This is a genomic window from Lysinibacillus sp. NPDC059133 (genome assembly GCF_042755925.1).
GTDB lineage: Bacteria > Bacillota > Bacilli > Bacillales_A > Planococcaceae > Lysinibacillus.
This window is the reverse complement of the sequence record NZ_JBHZDH010000079.1, coordinates 1-16,558: the sequence shown is the minus strand read 5'-3', so window position 1 is coordinate 16,558 and position 16,558 is coordinate 1. Positions and strand designations below refer to the sequence as shown.

Annotated in this window: 14 protein-coding genes; 7 read left to right on the top strand and 7 right to left on the bottom strand. The window is 37.1% G+C overall.

Going from position 1 to position 16,558, the window contains the following annotated elements; all coding sequences use genetic code 11:
• The first annotated feature begins 234 nt into the window (after positions 1–234).
• The gene (locus ACFXN8_RS24690) at positions 235–714 is read left to right on the top strand and encodes an NUDIX hydrolase (RefSeq protein WP_376069954.1); all 480 of its coding nucleotides are present in this window, start codon (positions 235–237) and stop codon (positions 712–714) included.
• Between the two features lie 50 nt (positions 715–764).
• Here the strand turns inward: ACFXN8_RS24690 and ACFXN8_RS24685 are convergent, their stop codons facing one another.
• The 3 genes from ACFXN8_RS24685 to ACFXN8_RS24675 form a co-directional block, all read right to left on the bottom strand.
• Positions 765–1,286, bottom strand: coding sequence for a DUF6886 family protein (locus ACFXN8_RS24685; RefSeq protein ID WP_376069951.1), 522 nt, complete (start codon positions 1,284–1,286; stop codon positions 765–767).
• Between the two features lie 13 nt (positions 1,287–1,299).
• The gene (locus ACFXN8_RS24680; protein ID WP_386848097.1) at positions 1,300–2,061 is read right to left on the bottom strand and encodes a class I SAM-dependent methyltransferase; all 762 of its coding nucleotides are present in this window, start codon (positions 2,059–2,061) and stop codon (positions 1,300–1,302) included.
• Positions 2,062–2,247: 186 nt separating this feature from the next.
• On the bottom strand, positions 2,248–3,450 hold the full coding sequence (locus ACFXN8_RS24675; protein ID WP_386848096.1) for a YbfB/YjiJ family MFS transporter: 1,203 nt from the start codon (positions 3,448–3,450) through the stop codon (positions 2,248–2,250).
• Positions 3,451–3,568: 118 nt separating this feature from the next.
• On the opposite strand from ACFXN8_RS24675, the gene ACFXN8_RS24670 reads away from it, so the two are divergent.
• The 6 genes from ACFXN8_RS24670 (at position 3,569) to solA (ending at position 11,248) form a co-directional block, all read left to right on the top strand.
• Positions 3,569–4,459 carry a LysR family transcriptional regulator gene (locus ACFXN8_RS24670; protein ID WP_386848095.1) on the top strand — a complete coding sequence of 297 codons (891 nt, stop codon included), beginning with the start codon at positions 3,569–3,571 and terminating at the stop codon, positions 4,457–4,459.
• A 497-nt stretch (positions 4,460–4,956) separates the two neighbouring features.
• Positions 4,957–6,150 carry a YhgE/Pip domain-containing protein gene (locus ACFXN8_RS24665; protein WP_386848094.1) on the top strand — a complete coding sequence of 398 codons (1,194 nt, stop codon included), beginning with the start codon at positions 4,957–4,959 and terminating at the stop codon, positions 6,148–6,150.
• 46 nt (positions 6,151–6,196) lie between these two features.
• On the top strand, positions 6,197–6,736 hold the full coding sequence (locus ACFXN8_RS24660; protein ID WP_386848093.1) for a PadR family transcriptional regulator: 540 nt from the start codon (positions 6,197–6,199) through the stop codon (positions 6,734–6,736).
• A 493-nt stretch (positions 6,737–7,229) separates the two neighbouring features.
• Positions 7,230–8,597, top strand: a complete 1,368-nt coding sequence (gene guaD, locus ACFXN8_RS24655; protein ID WP_386848092.1) for a guanine deaminase — start codon at positions 7,230–7,232, stop codon at positions 8,595–8,597.
• Positions 8,598–8,637: 40 nt separating this feature from the next.
• Positions 8,638–9,990, top strand: coding sequence for a uracil-xanthine permease family protein (locus tag ACFXN8_RS24650; protein WP_386848091.1), 1,353 nt, complete (start codon positions 8,638–8,640; stop codon positions 9,988–9,990).
• Between the two features lie 133 nt (positions 9,991–10,123).
• A complete protein-coding gene (solA, locus tag ACFXN8_RS24645; protein ID WP_386848090.1) occupies positions 10,124–11,248 on the top strand; it encodes an N-methyl-L-tryptophan oxidase in 1,125 nt (374 codons plus the stop codon).
• A 106-nt stretch (positions 11,249–11,354) separates the two neighbouring features.
• On the opposite strand, the gene ACFXN8_RS24640 is transcribed toward solA, so the two are convergent.
• The 4 genes from ACFXN8_RS24640 to ACFXN8_RS24625 all read right to left on the bottom strand — a co-directional run.
• Positions 11,355–11,804 carry a hypothetical protein gene (locus tag ACFXN8_RS24640; RefSeq protein WP_376069931.1) on the bottom strand — a complete coding sequence of 150 codons (450 nt, stop codon included), beginning with the start codon at positions 11,802–11,804 and terminating at the stop codon, positions 11,355–11,357.
• Between the two features lie 279 nt (positions 11,805–12,083).
• Positions 12,084–14,063 carry a hydantoinase B/oxoprolinase family protein gene (locus ACFXN8_RS24635; RefSeq protein WP_386848089.1) on the bottom strand — a complete coding sequence of 660 codons (1,980 nt, stop codon included), beginning with the start codon at positions 14,061–14,063 and terminating at the stop codon, positions 12,084–12,086.
• A 23-nt stretch (positions 14,064–14,086) separates the two neighbouring features.
• Entirely contained in the window at positions 14,087–15,820 is a 1,734-nt protein-coding gene (locus ACFXN8_RS24630) for a hydantoinase/oxoprolinase family protein (protein WP_386848088.1), read from the bottom strand.
• A 419-nt stretch (positions 15,821–16,239) separates the two neighbouring features.
• Positions 16,240–16,558: RNA-guided endonuclease InsQ/TnpB family protein (locus ACFXN8_RS24625; protein ID WP_386848087.1), on the bottom strand; the 319-nt coding region annotated here is incomplete at its 5' end.

Sequence of the window (16,558 nt, the reverse complement as noted above, 5' to 3'; positions counted from 1 at the left end):
TCGTGTTATTCTGGTTCAAGAGAGATTCCTCATTTCGTAATTGTTTGTGTGGTAACTAACAATTTTACATGAGAATCTCTCTTTTTATTTAATTTCCATTGGAAGAAACTAGATAATCAACACGCGTGAAACCGTTTATTAGTAAGACAACCATTCCACTAATTTGTGCTACTATTTTATTATCTATATTTATTTTATGAATTCATTTTATCATTTAAAAAGGAGGAACAAGACTTGGTTGAATTTACAATTTGTTTTCTTAAAAAGGGTGACCAAATATTATTGCTAAATAGGGATTTTCCAGAGTGGATGGGGGCTTGGAACGGTGTAGGTGGAAAGATTGAGGAAAATGAAACTCCACTGGTTGGTGCATTACGAGAAATTAAGGAAGAAACGGGCATTGTACTGCATGATATTACTTTCAAAGGAAAAATAACATGGACGGATGGAATGACCGACTTTGGCTGTATGTATGCTTTTATTGCTGAATTGCCAGAATCCTATCATTATGTGACACCGATTAAAGTTGCAGAGGGCATTTTAGATTGGAAAGATCTATCATGGATTTTCCATCCTAAAAATGTAGGAATAGCAGATTTAAAATATTACTTACCGAAAATGCTAGATGAAACAGTCAATTATGAATACATATTTACATATAAAGATAGTAAATTGATTGATATAACGAGTACCCCATTAGTACTTACTGTCTAAATATAACAAGCCTCGTAAACGCGACAGTAGTGTTTACGAGGCTTGGCTAATTATTTTCTTGGTTGCGCAAATCGCATTCTGCACATCGACCAATTCAATGTTGTTTTTTGAATTTCATCATAGATGTTCCACAGCCTATCGACTACCCGTAATTCAACATTACGTTTAAACATTTCCTCAAATAAATTTTCTACTTCAAATTTAGCAATAGGATATTGGGGTGTTTCACTCGTATAATAACCAGCATTTTTATCTTGTAGCGTAAATCCATTACTATCAAACTCATATAAGTATAGTTTCGTATTTTTCATCGTCTCAAACCACTTGCTTTCAATTACGACAACATGTGAACATGATGCTGATGCTATATAGGCTCGTTTATCCTGTTCGGTTGTATTGGTACCAATATGGTAGCAAACTCGTGGACAATTTCTAGGAGTTAAAAAATTAGGCAAACATGTATCGTTAATTGCCCATACTAGACCTTTTTCTGGATCTAGATCTAGTCGATCAGGTAATCGTGGATGGAATACGGTAATATCGCTTTCCTCACTCACATGAAATATACGCACATGCTCCGCTCCTTTATTTCCTTAATTTAAATACGATAAAATCTGCACAATGCAAATCTTCCTCGAATTGTGGATACTTTATTAGCATCTCTTTTGAAGGCATCGGTTCGATAACGTCCTCTATAGAAAAGCCTGCTTGAATAATTGCTTTCATATAGCTCGCTAATGTTCGGTGATAAAATACAATTTTTTCATCGGAATCTAGCGGAAGCTTTTGATCATATACCCCTTCATAAAAATAACGCTGAACCTTCCAATACTGTTGGTCAAGCCGTTTATTTCTTATCCATCCACTATTCGGCGTAATAAAGCAAGGGTGAAGAATTGAAAAGATGAAAGTACTTTTAGGTATTAAAAGACGATACATTTCACTCAAAGCTGCCTTATAATCCTCTAGATCTTGAAGGACCATATTGGAAACAATACAATCGAACTGTTCATCTGCTAAAAAATCTAGTTCTTCGCAATTTCCATGTTTATATTGTATCGGAACTTCCTCATGTGTTCTTTCTCTAGCAATTTCTAGCATCTTTTCTGAATAATCAACTGCTGTGACAATAGCCCCTTTTTGAGCAAGTATTCTACTTAAATAGCCTTCTCCGCACCCTGCATCTAGTAGTCTTTTTCCTTTCACCTCTTCTAATAATGAAAAAATGGCTGGATTTAATAATACTTCACGGTGTATGCCACCATGTTCATCGTAGTTTGCTGTAAATCTTTCTGCATGTTGATCCCAGCGTTTAATCGCCTCTTCTGTCGGTACCGTTCTTGCCATACAATTCCCTCATCTCTGTATAGAATCATAACGTTACGTCCCTTGTGCACATTACTATTTTTTCATATACCCTCAAAAAGATATAGACTTATATTTTATTTTTTTATATCATTTAGATTGAGGCACGCCATCTTTAAGTAAAAACAAAAGCCAGAAATTCCCAAACGAATTTCTGGCTTTTCTTATTTAAGGGCTAGATTGCGTTTTGATAGGTAAAGCATTGTCTAAAGTGACCTGTCGTTTAACAGTGATCCATCGTCCAAATACCATGACAATCAATGCAAAGAATACAATGACTCCTGCAAATACAAGCGCCGCCTTGTAGCTACTATATACCGCCACAAGCTGACCCGCGATGATTGGTCCGATAATTTGTCCAAATGCATAAAACGTTGTTAACAATGATACAACTGGACCGCTTTGCGTTGGGAATAGCTGACGTGCATAAGAGGTCGTTAACGTCACAATGCCTACAAATGTTAAGCCGAATAAAAATGACGATAATAATACGCTCCATACTGTTTGTGAAAATACCGGTAACAAGATGCCTATTACTTGCAATACATAGGCGACAAATAAAATTTTGATGGCAGAGAATTTTTCTAATAAAACAGTCCAAACAGGTGCTGACGGGATGGCCGCTACCCCTACAATGACCCAGCTATACGAAGAGTATGCTTGTAGTGAAGGAATATTGTGAATGATATCCACTAAAAAAGTGCCGGTGATAATATAGCCTAACCCTTCAAAGCCATATGCGACGATCAACCATGGCATAAAGCCCTTTGTCATTTTTGCATCAGAAGATTTCTCGGTTTTTACACTATCTTGTACATGCAAGCCTCTCCAAAGTATAAATGTTATTACTAAAAAAACAGCAGATAAAATCCCTAAGCCTATCCATGTACCTTGCCAAGCAAAACGTGCTTCAATAGCAGGGACTAATAAACCTGAAATAGCAATTCCTAATCCTATACCACCAAATAAATAGCCTGACCATCGTGTAAGTGAATGCTTTGCTAAATAATCCATAATAATACTACATGTTAATACAAAAATAAGCCCCCCTGTAATGCCCGCAATCAGACGAAGTACAAGCCAAACACTATATATTTCAATGATTCCCATAAGAACAACAGAAAGGACATTCAAGACAACACTTAACAATAAAAAGTTCTTCTTTTGGCGATTGATAAATCCTGCCCACAATGCACCAATGAAATAGCCAATATAATTACTCGATGCCAAAAATCCTGCAACTTCAAACGAAAATCCGACATCATGACGCATAAATGGCAGAATTGGCGTGAATGCAAAGCGGCTAATCCCCATAGCCACTACAAGTAATAGCACCCCACCAAATAAAATTCCGATGTGCTGTCGATTCATCTTGTCCCCACCCCCTAAAATCTTCTTGTAATTAAAAGGATACAGAGTGAAAATTAATAAATCTAATATATAATTTATATAAAAGGATAAAATTTTTTTATAAGAGGTGGAATACATAATGAATTTACATGCTCTTAGATTATTTACAAAAGTAGCCGAACTCAATAGTGTTTCGAAGGCCGCGCAAGCTCTAATGATTAGTCAACCTGCCGTAACCATTCAAATGAGAAATCTGGAAAAAGAACTCGGCTTAACTCTTTTAGAATCAAAAGGTAGAGGAATTACTTTAACACAAAACGGAGAATTTTTATTTAAACAGGCCCAGCGATTATTTGATTTAGAATTGGACATTGAAAACAAACTAGAGCAATTAAAAAACACAGGTAATGAAGAATTGCAAATTGCTTCTACCCATGTTCCATCCCATTTCTTACTACCGAAATGGCTTGCAAAGTATAAACAAGCCTATCCGGCAACTAATATCCACATAAAAACAGCTAATTCCCAGCAGGTTATTGAAGAATTGCTTCACTATAACGTTGATATGGCTTTTATCGTAAAAGAGGATGGTCATCATCCAGATATTAATTATCAATTTCTCATGAATCTCGATTATTGGTTTATCGTCCCATTTGGTCATCCGCTGGCAGGTCAGAAAGTGACATTAGCGGAATTAATGCAGCAGCCATTTGTTTCACGAGAAGATGGTAGCTCTACGAAAGAATATTTAAACGCTTTATGTAAAGTTCATAAAATTCCACCACCAAGTGTAGGGCTACAACTGGACGGTATCAATGAATCCATTTACGCCATTGCAGCTGGGTATGGTACGATGCTAGCTCCATCTATAGCAGCTTCTAGCTTTATTCAACGACAACAAGTAGCACGAGTTTTTATAAAAGATATCGATATCCAGCGTCCTATTTATCTTTGCACAAGAAAAAATGAACAAAATAACTCTACGACCTTTAATACTTTTATTAACATCATCAATGACTCAATTTCATAACAATCGCTTTTCAAAAGTTTGAACTATACAAAATTTAAGCAATAACGAATAATGTGTAGTTTTTTCATTTACAAAAATTGTAATCTGCTATCTCTCATTATCTGACGTGGGAGGTTGATTCCCGTTCCGACTGCGCTTTTCTGGGGGCGTTCGATGATCCGCTTCTGAAATAAAGATTGATTAAAATCACCTTCCCTCTAGAAAATTCTTAGTTAAGAGATGATTTTTTATTGGATAGATATTTATGTCACTAGAAAAAAATGTACTTAAACTAACGCAGCAGCTTAGCTTAATAAATGGGTAGAAACTCCTTAGATTAATTTCTAAGGAGTTATTTTTGTTTATGAATTCTCATTGACTTTATAAAAAGAATAACATAAACTGAATTAGCACTTTGAACAAAGTACTTTAATTAAAGTACTTAAAATTAAGTATTTTAATTGAGGCACTTCATTTAAAGTAAAAACAAATAGCTATTGAAGAAAGGATACAAATATATGAAATTTACTCAGTTCTTAAAAACAAAAGGTGCAATAGCTGCTATTTTTATGGGAATTTTCTATGCTATCGCAATGCTAGGCATTTTTTTACCTGGTTATTCAGCCATTCCAGGAAATGTGGACAAATTGCCAATTGCTATTGTCAATGATGATGCAGGTGAATATGGGGAAAAGATCGCCAACCAATTAGAAAAAAATTTACCGTTTAAAAATATTGAGACAGATATAACAAATAAAAAAGCCTTAGAAGATTTAGAGAAGAATGATTTAGCGTTAGTTGTACACATTCCAGAAACGTTCTCTGCGGATATCCAAAAAGGAGAAACATCATCCAAAATCGACTTTACAATTAATGAAGCAGGAGCAACTACTGTTTCTTCTACGATGAAATCAGTAGTTACGGAAATTAACAATCAGTTAAGCACGCAATTCTCACAACAAACAGCTCAAGGCGTGTTAATGAATTTTAATGTTCCAAAAGATCAAGCCGCTGAATTAGCGAAAAAGATTGAAACAACTTATGAAGGAAACGTAATTACAATCAACAAAATATCAGCAGGTATGAATAATAATATGCTACCAATGTTCTTAACGATGGCTGGTTATACTGGTGCAATGATTGGGGCGATGCAATTGGTATCTGCCTTTAGAGCAAGCCGTAAAAAAGCAAGTAAAAAACGTTTATTCACTTATGTACAATTGACTGCTTTAGTGATTGCAGTGGTATCCTCACTAGCTGGTACAGGGATAGCCTACTTAATTAATGAGCCAAGTGCTAGCCTATTCTTCAGTATAGTAGGACAACAAATACTAAACTATATGGTATGTTTCAACTTCACAGCAGTTTTAATATTCTTAGTTGGTGAAGGCGGAATGGTTTTAAACTTACCGATTCTATTAATCCAAACATTAGCAAATGGTGCTACAATGTCACGTCAAATGATGTATAAGCTATATGAGTGGATGAGCCATATTTCCCCAATGTATTATTCAGTACAGGGATACTATGCAAAACTTTATGGAAGCATTAGTCCAAGTCCATATATCTGGTCAATGGTTGCGGTTGGGGCAATTGCAATGGTCATTAATATTCTTATCGTTACTTTCATCCATAAACCACTGCCGTTAGAAGCAGAGGAAGCAGAAGAAACGATGCATAAGGTACAAAGTGTAGCTGAAGTTACATCTTAGTTTTGCTATAATAAGAAGACAAATTCTACTTTAAGGAGCAGAAAGAATGTCTATTCAAATTTTTATATTAAGTAAGCTGATGGAGAATAATAATTATCCATATAAATTGAAAAAACAGCTTTCAGAGCCAATTCCATTGGATGAACTAAGTGGTTTAACAGAAAGCAAACTTTACTACCATTTTGAGTCATTAGCAAAAAAAGGTTTAATAGAGGCAACTGAAATCATTAAAGAAGAACATCGACCTGATAAACAAGTATTTGCGATTACGGATAAAGGGCGTGAAGAACTGCCTAAATTAATCTACAAGTTGTTTGAAAATGCCGATGATATTACTGAAATGGTAATAGCTTTAGCAAACATCAAATATGTTGATCGTAATAAGGTAGCAGAAATATTAGAAAAAAAATTAAAAACTATTACGAATCGTTGGAATGAAGTTTCACAATTTGACAGTCAGATTATGATAGACGAAAACAACGAGAATTTTGTAAAATTTATGGCAGATTATTTTTCAACTAAAGTAGAACACAAGATTTATTGGCTAGAGGAGTTAATTAAACAGATTAAACAAGAGGAAATTTAATAAAATTTTAATTTAATCCATAATAATTGAAAATCCAGTTTTCATTACTTTTGAGAAAACTGGATTTTTTTTTATATTTAACTAATGTGAAAAGCCGCTGCGTTCCAAAATAAAATAATCAATCTTTATTATAAAAATAAATAGAGACAGACAGAGAAAACCTCGATTTTGATCAAACTTGTTCAAAATACGAGGTTTTATTTAATCAGGAAACTGAGAATTGCCATTAAATTTTAATCAATCTTTTTTCAAAAGTGACAGCTTCGCTAACGCTTTCACTCCAATCAACTACATGACATACGTCTTACAAATATCATCCTAACTTTTAGCGATGATTCATCTCAATGCTTGTATAAGCTGTAAAAAAATAGTGAAATCTGCTCAAAAAATCTACATCATTCCCACTAATATTCGTTTTTTTATAGACAAAACAGTTTTAACGACCTATAATAATCCATACATTCATCAATACACGAACATTAAGGCGGTTTTTATGACTGAATATACGTTAATTTTCAAAGGTACAGCTTTTTCAAGTAAGTCTCCTACTGAAGTACAAATTTTAAAGGATTATTTATTCTTCATTAATGCTGACGGGATGATTGAGAAAACAATAGCTCCCGAGCATGCAGATTATCAAAATCTACTAACTACATATCAGCAACAAGAAAATTTTCATCAATTAGCTGATGGACAATATTTCTTCCCAGGCTTTGTCGATTTGCATGTTCATGCACCGCAATGGGCACAAGCTGGAACTGCATTAGATATTCCACTTTATGACTGGCTGAACACATACACCTTCCCTATCGAATCCAAATTCTCCGATTTAGAGTTTGCACAAGAGGTCTATGACGATTTAGTAAGTACTCTACTTGCCAATGGAACGACTACATCGCTCTATTTTGCAACTGTCCATAAAGAAGCAAGCCTGCTATTAGCGAAAATTTGTGCTGAGAAAGGTCAACGAGGTCTAGTTGGGAAAGTGGTGATGGATGATCCTGAACAAAATCCAGACTATTATCGAGATGCAAATACTCAGACTGCACTAAAAGATACAGAAGAATTTATTTTAGCTGTGAAGGACTTAGCCACATCAACGAAACAAGGTGTTTATCCAGTTGTAACACCACGCTTTATTCCAAGCTGTACAGACGATGCTTTAAAAGGTTTAGGAGAATTAGCTGCTAAATACGATACACATATCCAGTCACATTGTAGTGAAAGCGATTGGGAGCATGGTTACGTAAAGGAACGATTTAAGAAAAATGATGCCTTTGCCTTACATGATTTTGGTCTATTAGGCGATAAATCTGTAATGGCACATTGCAATTTCTTAAATGATGATGATGCACAGCTATTTGCTGAAACAGGCACAGCGATTGGTCATTGTCCAATTTCTAATGCTTATTTTGCAAATAGTGTCATTCCAATTGCCCGCTTCCATGCAAAAGGCGTTGATATCGGATTAGGATCAGATATTTCTGGCGGTTTCTCACCTAGTCTATTCGATAATGCTAGACAAGCAGTCATGTCATCTAGAATGCTAGAAGACGGTGTCGATACATCTCTTTATGCTGAAAAACGTGGTGTCTCAAATTCACGTATTACGATTAATGAAGCATTTTATTTAGCAACAGCAGGTGGCGGAGAAAGCTTAAGCCTACCCATTGGTCGATTACAAGAAAACTACACATGGGATGTACAAATCATCGATACTAGCCTACCTTCTGCAAAACTTCCTATTTTTAATAACAAAGAAGATTTACAGGATATCTTCCAAAAAATTATGTATCTTGTGCGTCCTGAAAATATCCGTGAAGTTTGGGTACAAGGAAATAAGGTTCACGCTAAAGCATAAATAAAAAATCTAAATTAACAATTTTGAGGTGTACATCTTAGTGGAAACGCAACATAACAAATTAGCTAACGATAAAAAGAAAACTCAGCAGTTAACAGTCTTACCAGATGAAAAGGTATCACTCGGTCAATCCGCCCTACTCGGTTTACAGCACGTCATGGCGATGGATGTCTATGTAGTGCCATTCTTAATTGCCATGTTAATCGGTTTACAATCAGGTCAATCAAGCGCATTGATTCAATCGACCTTCATTGCGGCCGGAATTGCAACGATTATTCAAACTCACTTTTGCATGAAGTTACCGATCGCACAAGGTCCTTCATATGTTCCAATCGGTGCCATTGTAGGTATTTATGCAGCGAGTGGTAGTGGAGATCTTGGTTGGAGCACTGTGCTAGGTGCAAGTTTAGTCGGCGCCATCTTAGTTATTCTTTTAGGTTTTACAGGTATATTCAATAAAATCGTGAAAACGTTCATTCCGCCAATTGTCGGTGGGACAATTATCTTTGTAGTCGGTCTTTCATTAATGCCTGTAGGTTTAAGTAATAACATTTTTAATGCGGCAGGTGCATCTATTAACCAAAACATCTATTTAGCTTTAACTTCAGCTATCGTTCTAATCCTTTGCGTTATGCTAGGTTCTGTCTTTCATAAAAATGGCCGCGTATTTCGTATCACTTCAGTAATCATCGCTTTAATCGCAGGTTGTATTACTGCAAATAGTATGGGTGTTTTAGATTTATCAGCAGTGTCACAAGCTAAATGGTTTAGTATGCCTCAAATTCCATTTGTAGATTTCAGCTTCACGTTTAATTTTTCAGCTATCATTACGATGGTGATTATTTATATCGTCTTAATGGCAGAAACAACAGGTACATGGTTTGCAGTGAGTAACGTCATCGATAAACCATTAACTGAAAAACAAATTAATCGCGGTGTGATTGGCGAAGGAATTGGTTGTTTCATCGCATCATTACTAGGTTCAACCCCTGTCACTGGCTATTCAACAAATGCAGGTGTTATATCGATCACAGGTATTGCAAGTCGTCGTGTTTTTATTGCTGCAGGTTTTTGGTTTATTTTATTCGGCTTCTCTGGTAAACTAGCTGCTCTTATTTCTGCCATTCCTTCAGCAGTTATCGGTGGTGTATTCGTTATCGTTTGTGGCATTATTGCGATCAGTGGTTTACAAGTAATGAAAAGTGAAAACATTGGTGAAAAGGAAATGTTTGTAATCGCAATACCAGTGATTTTAACATTAGCCCTAACATTACTTCCTAAAGATTTCTTATACTCATTACCAACAACCGTTCAATACTTATTCGGCTCTCCAATAGCAACAGCAGCTATAGTAGCCATATTGTTAAATAAATTATTACCTAGTGCGAAATAGCTTTTAAACTCAAATGCACAATCTCCTACTTCGGTTAGGTGATTGTGCATTTTTCTTATTCGAAATATTTTCTGAAATTTCTGTCCAGCTTTCTATTTTTTTGTTATACTAGGGCAAAAAAGTAGGGATTAAAATGATATACGACGTGATTGTAATTGGTGCAGGATCGATGGGGATGGCAGCGGGCTATCATTTAGCGAAAGCAGGAAAAAATGTCTTGATGCTTGATGCCTTTAGTCCACCTCATGAAGAAGGTAGTCATCATGGTGAAACAAGAATTATTCGCTTTGCGTATGGTGAAGGAGCTAGCTATGTACCTTTCGTCAAAAGAGCAGGTGAATTATGGAGAGAGCTTGAAACGTTAACCGGTGAAGCTTTATTTTTACAAACAGGTGTAATAAATGTCGGTGAAGAGACCCATCCTTTTATTCAAAATGTAAAAACAAGTGCTAGGTTCTATGATTTAGCATTGGAGCAGTATTCTGCGGCTGAGGCAATGGAAAAATGGCCTGGATTATCATTACCCAATAACTTTGTTGCTTGTTTTGAGCCTACTGCTGGTGTCCTTCGTGTAGAAGCATGCATTAACGCTTATAAAAAATTAGCTATTGAGGCAGGAGCAACGTTACATACAAATGAAAAAGTACAGAACATCCAAGCTGGTGACATTGTACGTGTCCAAACAGCAAATACTATTTACGAAGCTAAACATTTAATTGTGACAGCTGGTGCCTGGGCGACTGAGTTACTTCAAACAATGGACCTCACCATCCCTGTAACACCGACGCGAAAAACATTTGCATGGTTTGAGGCAGAGGAGCAACTGTATCGTGAAGATGTTTTCCCGGCCTATTGTTTTGAATTTGCTGATTCCGCATACTATGGTTTTCCCAGTATTGATGGAGCAGGCCTAAAGCTTGGCAGACATGATGGCGGTGAGGTTATCAATCCAAACGACCCGCTTCGCCCATTCGACGATCAGGATGCACTAGATTTACAAAACTTTATCAATCGTTTTATGCCTCAGCACGGTGCATTAAAATTCGGAAAAACATGTAAATATTCAATGACACCAGATGAGGATTTCATTATTGATTTTTTACCTGAGCATCGAAATATTATCATTGCAGCGGGCTTCTCAGGACATGGTTTTAAATTTAGTAGTGCAGTTGGTGAAGTACTAGCGGATTTAACGCTAAACGGAAAAAGTAAGCAGGATTTATCAATCTTTAGGCTAAGTCGATTTAAGACAGACTGACACTTTGCTTCTTTGAACTCCCCCGCTTAATGCTCTTACTACAATGTGCGATTACTGCGATAAGATAAGACTGCCATAAAGGCAGTCTTATGCTGTTCAAGAAAACTTATCGTTTCATTATCTTTTTGAAGAAATAGATGAATGCATCTAACAAAACACCATATAAAAAACCAAGCATGATGCGAACGATATAGCTAATGAACGTAAAATCATTAGCAACCATATACTCTCGTACTGTGTCGTGATAGAGCAGCCACATAAATACATAGTCTAACGTGAAAAGCGTCATCAAAAGTCCCTTATCATCTTGACCTATCCAATGTAAGATGCAAATACCAATCATGACGATAACAATCCACGTAGTGCAATTATTAAATGGCGCTGGAGCAAAGCGTCTTCCAGCTAAAATCATCGTAATTGGAAATACAACAATAGCAAGTATACCGAGTATCCCTAGTTGGTAAAGATCAAATAGATTAATACCAATTACCGCCACTATAAACGCAACAATACATGCCATCATAATTTTGACATGCAAAGAACGTAAAAATGTCATTTTCATTCCCTCCCGAAAGCATTACTCAATCAAGTAATGCTTTTTGATCGATGCTCTTTAAAATTTGCTCACGCAACTAAAAAAACGCTATTAGTGTAATTTTACACTAATAGCGTTAAAACACAACCCCTTATTCGTTATCCCTGCCGATAATTTTGATATAAACTATGCTTGCTGATTATATTTGATTGGGCAGTAGCCATCATCTTCAAGTTATTTCCCCAAGAGGGTTAAGATTCTGCTATTTCATCTCCCTTACTTTTAGGGGATTCGTTATGTCTATCCCCAATAGGCCAAAGAACGTTTCTTCATCGCTTCTCGGTATTGCTCTGTTGAGACTGGCAATGCTTTATTTATTTCATAATCCATAATGACACCATATTTACGAACAACATCCATTTGATTAATTTCACCCTTGTTATACTTCTGCTCAACTTCAATTGGATCTGTTTCCAGCCATTTATGGCGATTTTTGCGAATATAATCGCGTTCTTTTACTGTTGCTGCCATATCAATTTCAAAGGCATCCACATCACGGTCAATTTCGTGAATGACTACGCCATAATCAAGCTTTGCACGCTCAATCGAAACATATTCATCAATAACGTCCTCCAAAACGGCGTTTACATCTCGTGCTAATGGGTCACCTAAACCACCGCCTCCTGCTGAGGGACGTGTAAAGGAATCTCCTTTCTTCAACTCAACATTGGAGAAAATCGTGCCTAAAAATTTTTCATCCTCTTTGTTTGGATTTAAAATAGCCCCCTGTGCAATAGAAGGTAAGCCGCCCATAATCCCCCATGTAATGGAACGAGAACGATCACAGCAATAAGACATTACTGTTTGGTTTACATTCGTTAAAACGCCTCCCTTTTCTACGCCACAGCCGCCACGGTATTTACCTGGACCTGCAGAATCTATAATGATTTCATGCTTCGTTGTAACAACTGGTGACAAACGCTCTTGCCCTTCGCATGGCTGAACACTTAAGCCTACCCCGAACACTGGTGAGGTAGTATTCGCACCATCACGGTCAATACGTCCACCATGGCCACCAGCCATCCAGTCATACCACATAAAATATTCACTATTATCTCTCCGCTGATCATACCCACCTATTAATAAATACTCTAAATTAAATGAACATGCGATAGCACGTTCAGGCATAATATTCGACCATAATTCGAAACAAGCATTCATAATTTTTTCAAACGCCCCTGAGCAATAGCCAGAGACAGCTACTGGGCTAGGTGCGTTAACGACCGAGTTTTCAGGGAGGAATATTTTTACAACACGATAAAACCCTGAGTTCAGCGGAATCTCTGGGAAAAATGTTTTCGTTCCTGCATAAGTACCAGAAAGTGCTGAGCCAAAGCCTGCATTTAAAAAACAGCTAATATAAGGATGTGAATCACTTAAATCATACGCTATTTCATCTTCCGTAATGGTCATTTTCACACGAATTGGGATAAGGCCATCTCCTAATTGTGGGTCCATATCGATATAGTCCACCGTTTCCCATTGTCCTTTTGGTAAAGCTTTAATTTTCGCTTTCATTAATCGTTCCACATAATTTTGGACTTCCTCAAAAGCTACTAGCACCGTATTTATACCGTACTTTCCAATCATTTCCTTGAGCTGCTTCTCTCCAACTTTCGCCGCTTCCACTTGAGAACGTAAATCTCCAATACGTTCTTCCGGAATACGCATATTCATGACAATAATCTTCACTACATCTGTTAAATATTGACCTTTGCTATAAATACGGACAGGTGGGATACGTAGACCTTCCCCGTAATGTTCCTTAGCTGTAATATCAAAGGAACCTGGGTTAGAGCCACCGACATCCGCCCAATGACCATTTGTTTGCATGAGTGCAATCAGTTTGTCATCATGGAATACTGGTAAAACTACACGTACGTCACTGAAATGTGTTCCTCCGCGATAAGGGTCATTTACTAAAAATACATCACCTGGATGAATATCATCAGCGAAATCCTCTAAGACAGCTTTTGCCGTTAAATGCAATGTCCCTACATGTACCGAAATATCTTGCGTTCCCTGCATAACGGTGTTCCCCTGTGCATCGCATAATGCACAGCTGAAATCTCGATTATAAATAACAAACGAGTAACATGTACGCAGCATTTGTTCAGCCATTTGATCGACTAAATTCACAAAGCCGTTTTTTAACACTTCAAATGTTACTGGGTCTAAATTTTGGACCTTTTGATTTGTCTCCAATTTCGTTGTACTCATAGCCAAATCCTCCTTATCGCGTATTAGTTCACCGTAATAATAATATTTTTATAGGCATCTACTTCCGCAGTAAACCCTGGTGGAATAACAGTCGTCGTATCCAGCTGATCGATAATGGCTGGGCCAGCAAATTGTGTGTTAACAGGTATTTTATCGCGGTTATATACGTTTGTTTCTATATATTTACCCTCAAAATAAACAGGACGTGTTTCTTTAAAAGCATCTTCCAGTGAGCCTTCAGAAACATATTGTGGGAAATTAGGCTTTGGTACTGTTCCTATAGCTGTTACCCGTAAGCCAAATATTTCTACGGTTTGATCCTGATCAGAAAATGCAAATTCTCGTTCATGTTCTTTATGGAACGCTTCCAAAATAGCATCTAAGGAAGTGATTTGATCGGATACGAGAACAGCTAGAGATCGCCATTGTCCCTTATAACGAAGATCTATATAATTCGTTAAAGACGATGTATTTTCTGCTATTCCTTCCTCTTCTAATAACGCTCTTGCCTCTTCTCGTAATTCTCTAAATTGATTTGTTAGTTCCTCTGCACTTACTTCATCTAGTTTTTTAACATACGTTTTAGAAATATCATGACGGACATCTACAAGTAAACATCCCATTGCTGCTGCAACACCTGGATGCGTAGGAATAATGACTTTCGGGATGTTTAAATCTTTTGCCAAATAGGCACCGTGTAATGGGCCAGCACCACCAAAAGCTACAAGCGCAAAATCACGGGGATCATAGCCTCTCCGTACTGATATTAAGCGAACTGCATCACTCATATTGGCATTTGCAACTTCTATAATGGCACTTGCTGCTTCCTCAACCGTTTGATCGAATGCATTTGCGATTTTTTCAACAGCATCTCTTCCTGCCCCTTTATTTAACTGCATCGTTCCATCTAACAAATCCACACCTAGACGTCCTAACACTAAATTTGCATCGGAGTTAGTTGGCTCAGTGCCTCCTCGGCCATAGCAAGCTGGACCTGGTACTGCCCCTGCACTTTGTGGTCCATTTCGTAAAGAACCACCTTCATCTTTCCAAGCAAGGCTACCTCCACCGGCTCCTATTGTTAATATTTCAATGCTTGGGAAACCAATTGGATAGCCATATTCTATCGACCAGTCCTTTGTAATTCGTATATCCCCCTTATACATCAGTGAAATATCAGTACTTGTACCACCCATATCTAAACCAATTGCATTGTCAAATCCACATAACTTCGCGATATGCTTACTTGCAATGGCTCCAGCAGCTATCCCCGAACTTGCCAATCTAGCAGCATAGCGGGGTACTGTACTTGAAGTCATAACACCGCCACCAGAGTGTAAAACTAATATTTCATCGTCATAGCCTTTTTTCTGCATTTCAGTGCTTAACTTACTAATGTAATGACTCATAATTGGTCCAAGAACAGCGTTAATAATCGTTGTACTCATACGCTCATGCTCAAAAATTTCCGGAAGCACCTCACTTGAAATACACACATAGACATCCGGTAATTCTTCTTTTAAAATCTTTTTGACTGTCGCCTCATTTCCCCCGTTCACATAGGCATTGATGAAACAAACTGCAATGGATTCAGTTCCCCGACGTTTTAATTTTTTTGCTAATAAGCGAATTTCCTCTTCATCAATAGCTTGAAGAATATTTCCTTCATAATCTATTCGTTCTGTCACTTCAAATCGATCCCGTCGTTGAATATAAGGCTTCGCAGTATCTTTGTATGTGTCCGATACGAAAAACATATACATTTCTTAAAAAATGTAGACATCTTCACTGTGACACAACTTATATCTTCCGACTTTCGTATTTGTGTCTTCCTTCTTCTCTGAGTCTGGTTTCGCAAAAAGCTACTACCATTTAGTATGACTCTCCAAAGGCTTAAATTCCGCAGTATCGTTGCGTACACATCTAAGGTTTTGTGTCAGATCAATTATGCCTCGGCATAATTGCGTCCGAAATCGGCTTTGTGCTTGCACAAAGAACTCCTTTCCGATTCCGTGACATCCGCCGGAGGCTTTAACTTCTTTCAGCAGGTGTTTGGACACCCGCTGAAAAGTAACTTTAATCCGCATTCATCTCACCATCTATAGAGGTGGGAGACTTCTGTATCTGCCGCTGCACTTTCGGTACAAAAGACATTTGCTGAAAGAAGTTAAATTCCTTAGATTGAGTAATTTGCTAAGTTAATGCTTGCGTTCAAATCTCTATCCAGCTTTAATCCACAAGAGCAGCTATACAATCTGTCTTTCAGTTTCATATCGGATTTGATTTGTCCGCAACAAGAACAAGTTTTTGATGATGGAAACCATCTGTCGGCTTCAATAAATTCAATTCCGTATTTTTGACATTTGTATTGAATTTGCCGTTTGAATTCATATAGCTTTTGCCCGGCTACCGCCTTCGCCAGATGTTTATTTTTCATCAACCCTTTTACATTTAAATGTTCCATTACAATACGAGATGGCTTGGTTTTCACAATC

Bases quoted from the DNA above. Each gene is read 5' to 3' on its own strand.
- ACFXN8_RS24680 (WP_386848097.1), bottom strand. From the start codon at position 2,061: ATGGCAAGAACGGTACCGACAGAAGAGGCGATTAAACGCTGGGATCAA.
- ACFXN8_RS24675 (WP_386848096.1), bottom strand. From the start codon at position 3,450: ATGAATCGACAGCACATCGGAATTTTATTTGGTGGGGTGCTATTACTT.
- ACFXN8_RS24670 (WP_386848095.1), top strand. From the start codon at position 3,569: ATGAATTTACATGCTCTTAGATTATTTACAAAAGTAGCCGAACTCAAT.
- ACFXN8_RS24665 (WP_386848094.1), top strand. From the start codon at position 4,957: ATGAAATTTACTCAGTTCTTAAAAACAAAAGGTGCAATAGCTGCTATT.
- ACFXN8_RS24660 (WP_386848093.1), top strand. From the start codon at position 6,197: ATGTCTATTCAAATTTTTATATTAAGTAAGCTGATGGAGAATAATAAT.
- guaD (WP_386848092.1), top strand. From the start codon at position 7,230: ATGACTGAATATACGTTAATTTTCAAAGGTACAGCTTTTTCAAGTAAG.
- solA (WP_386848090.1), top strand. From the start codon at position 10,124: ATGATATACGACGTGATTGTAATTGGTGCAGGATCGATGGGGATGGCA.
- ACFXN8_RS24640 (WP_376069931.1), bottom strand. From the start codon at position 11,804: ATGACATTTTTACGTTCTTTGCATGTCAAAATTATGATGGCATGTATT.
- ACFXN8_RS24635 (WP_386848089.1), bottom strand. From the start codon at position 14,063: ATGAGTACAACGAAATTGGAGACAAATCAAAAGGTCCAAAATTTAGAC.
- ACFXN8_RS24630 (WP_386848088.1), bottom strand. From the start codon at position 15,820: ATGTTTTTCGTATCGGACACATACAAAGATACTGCGAAGCCTTATATT.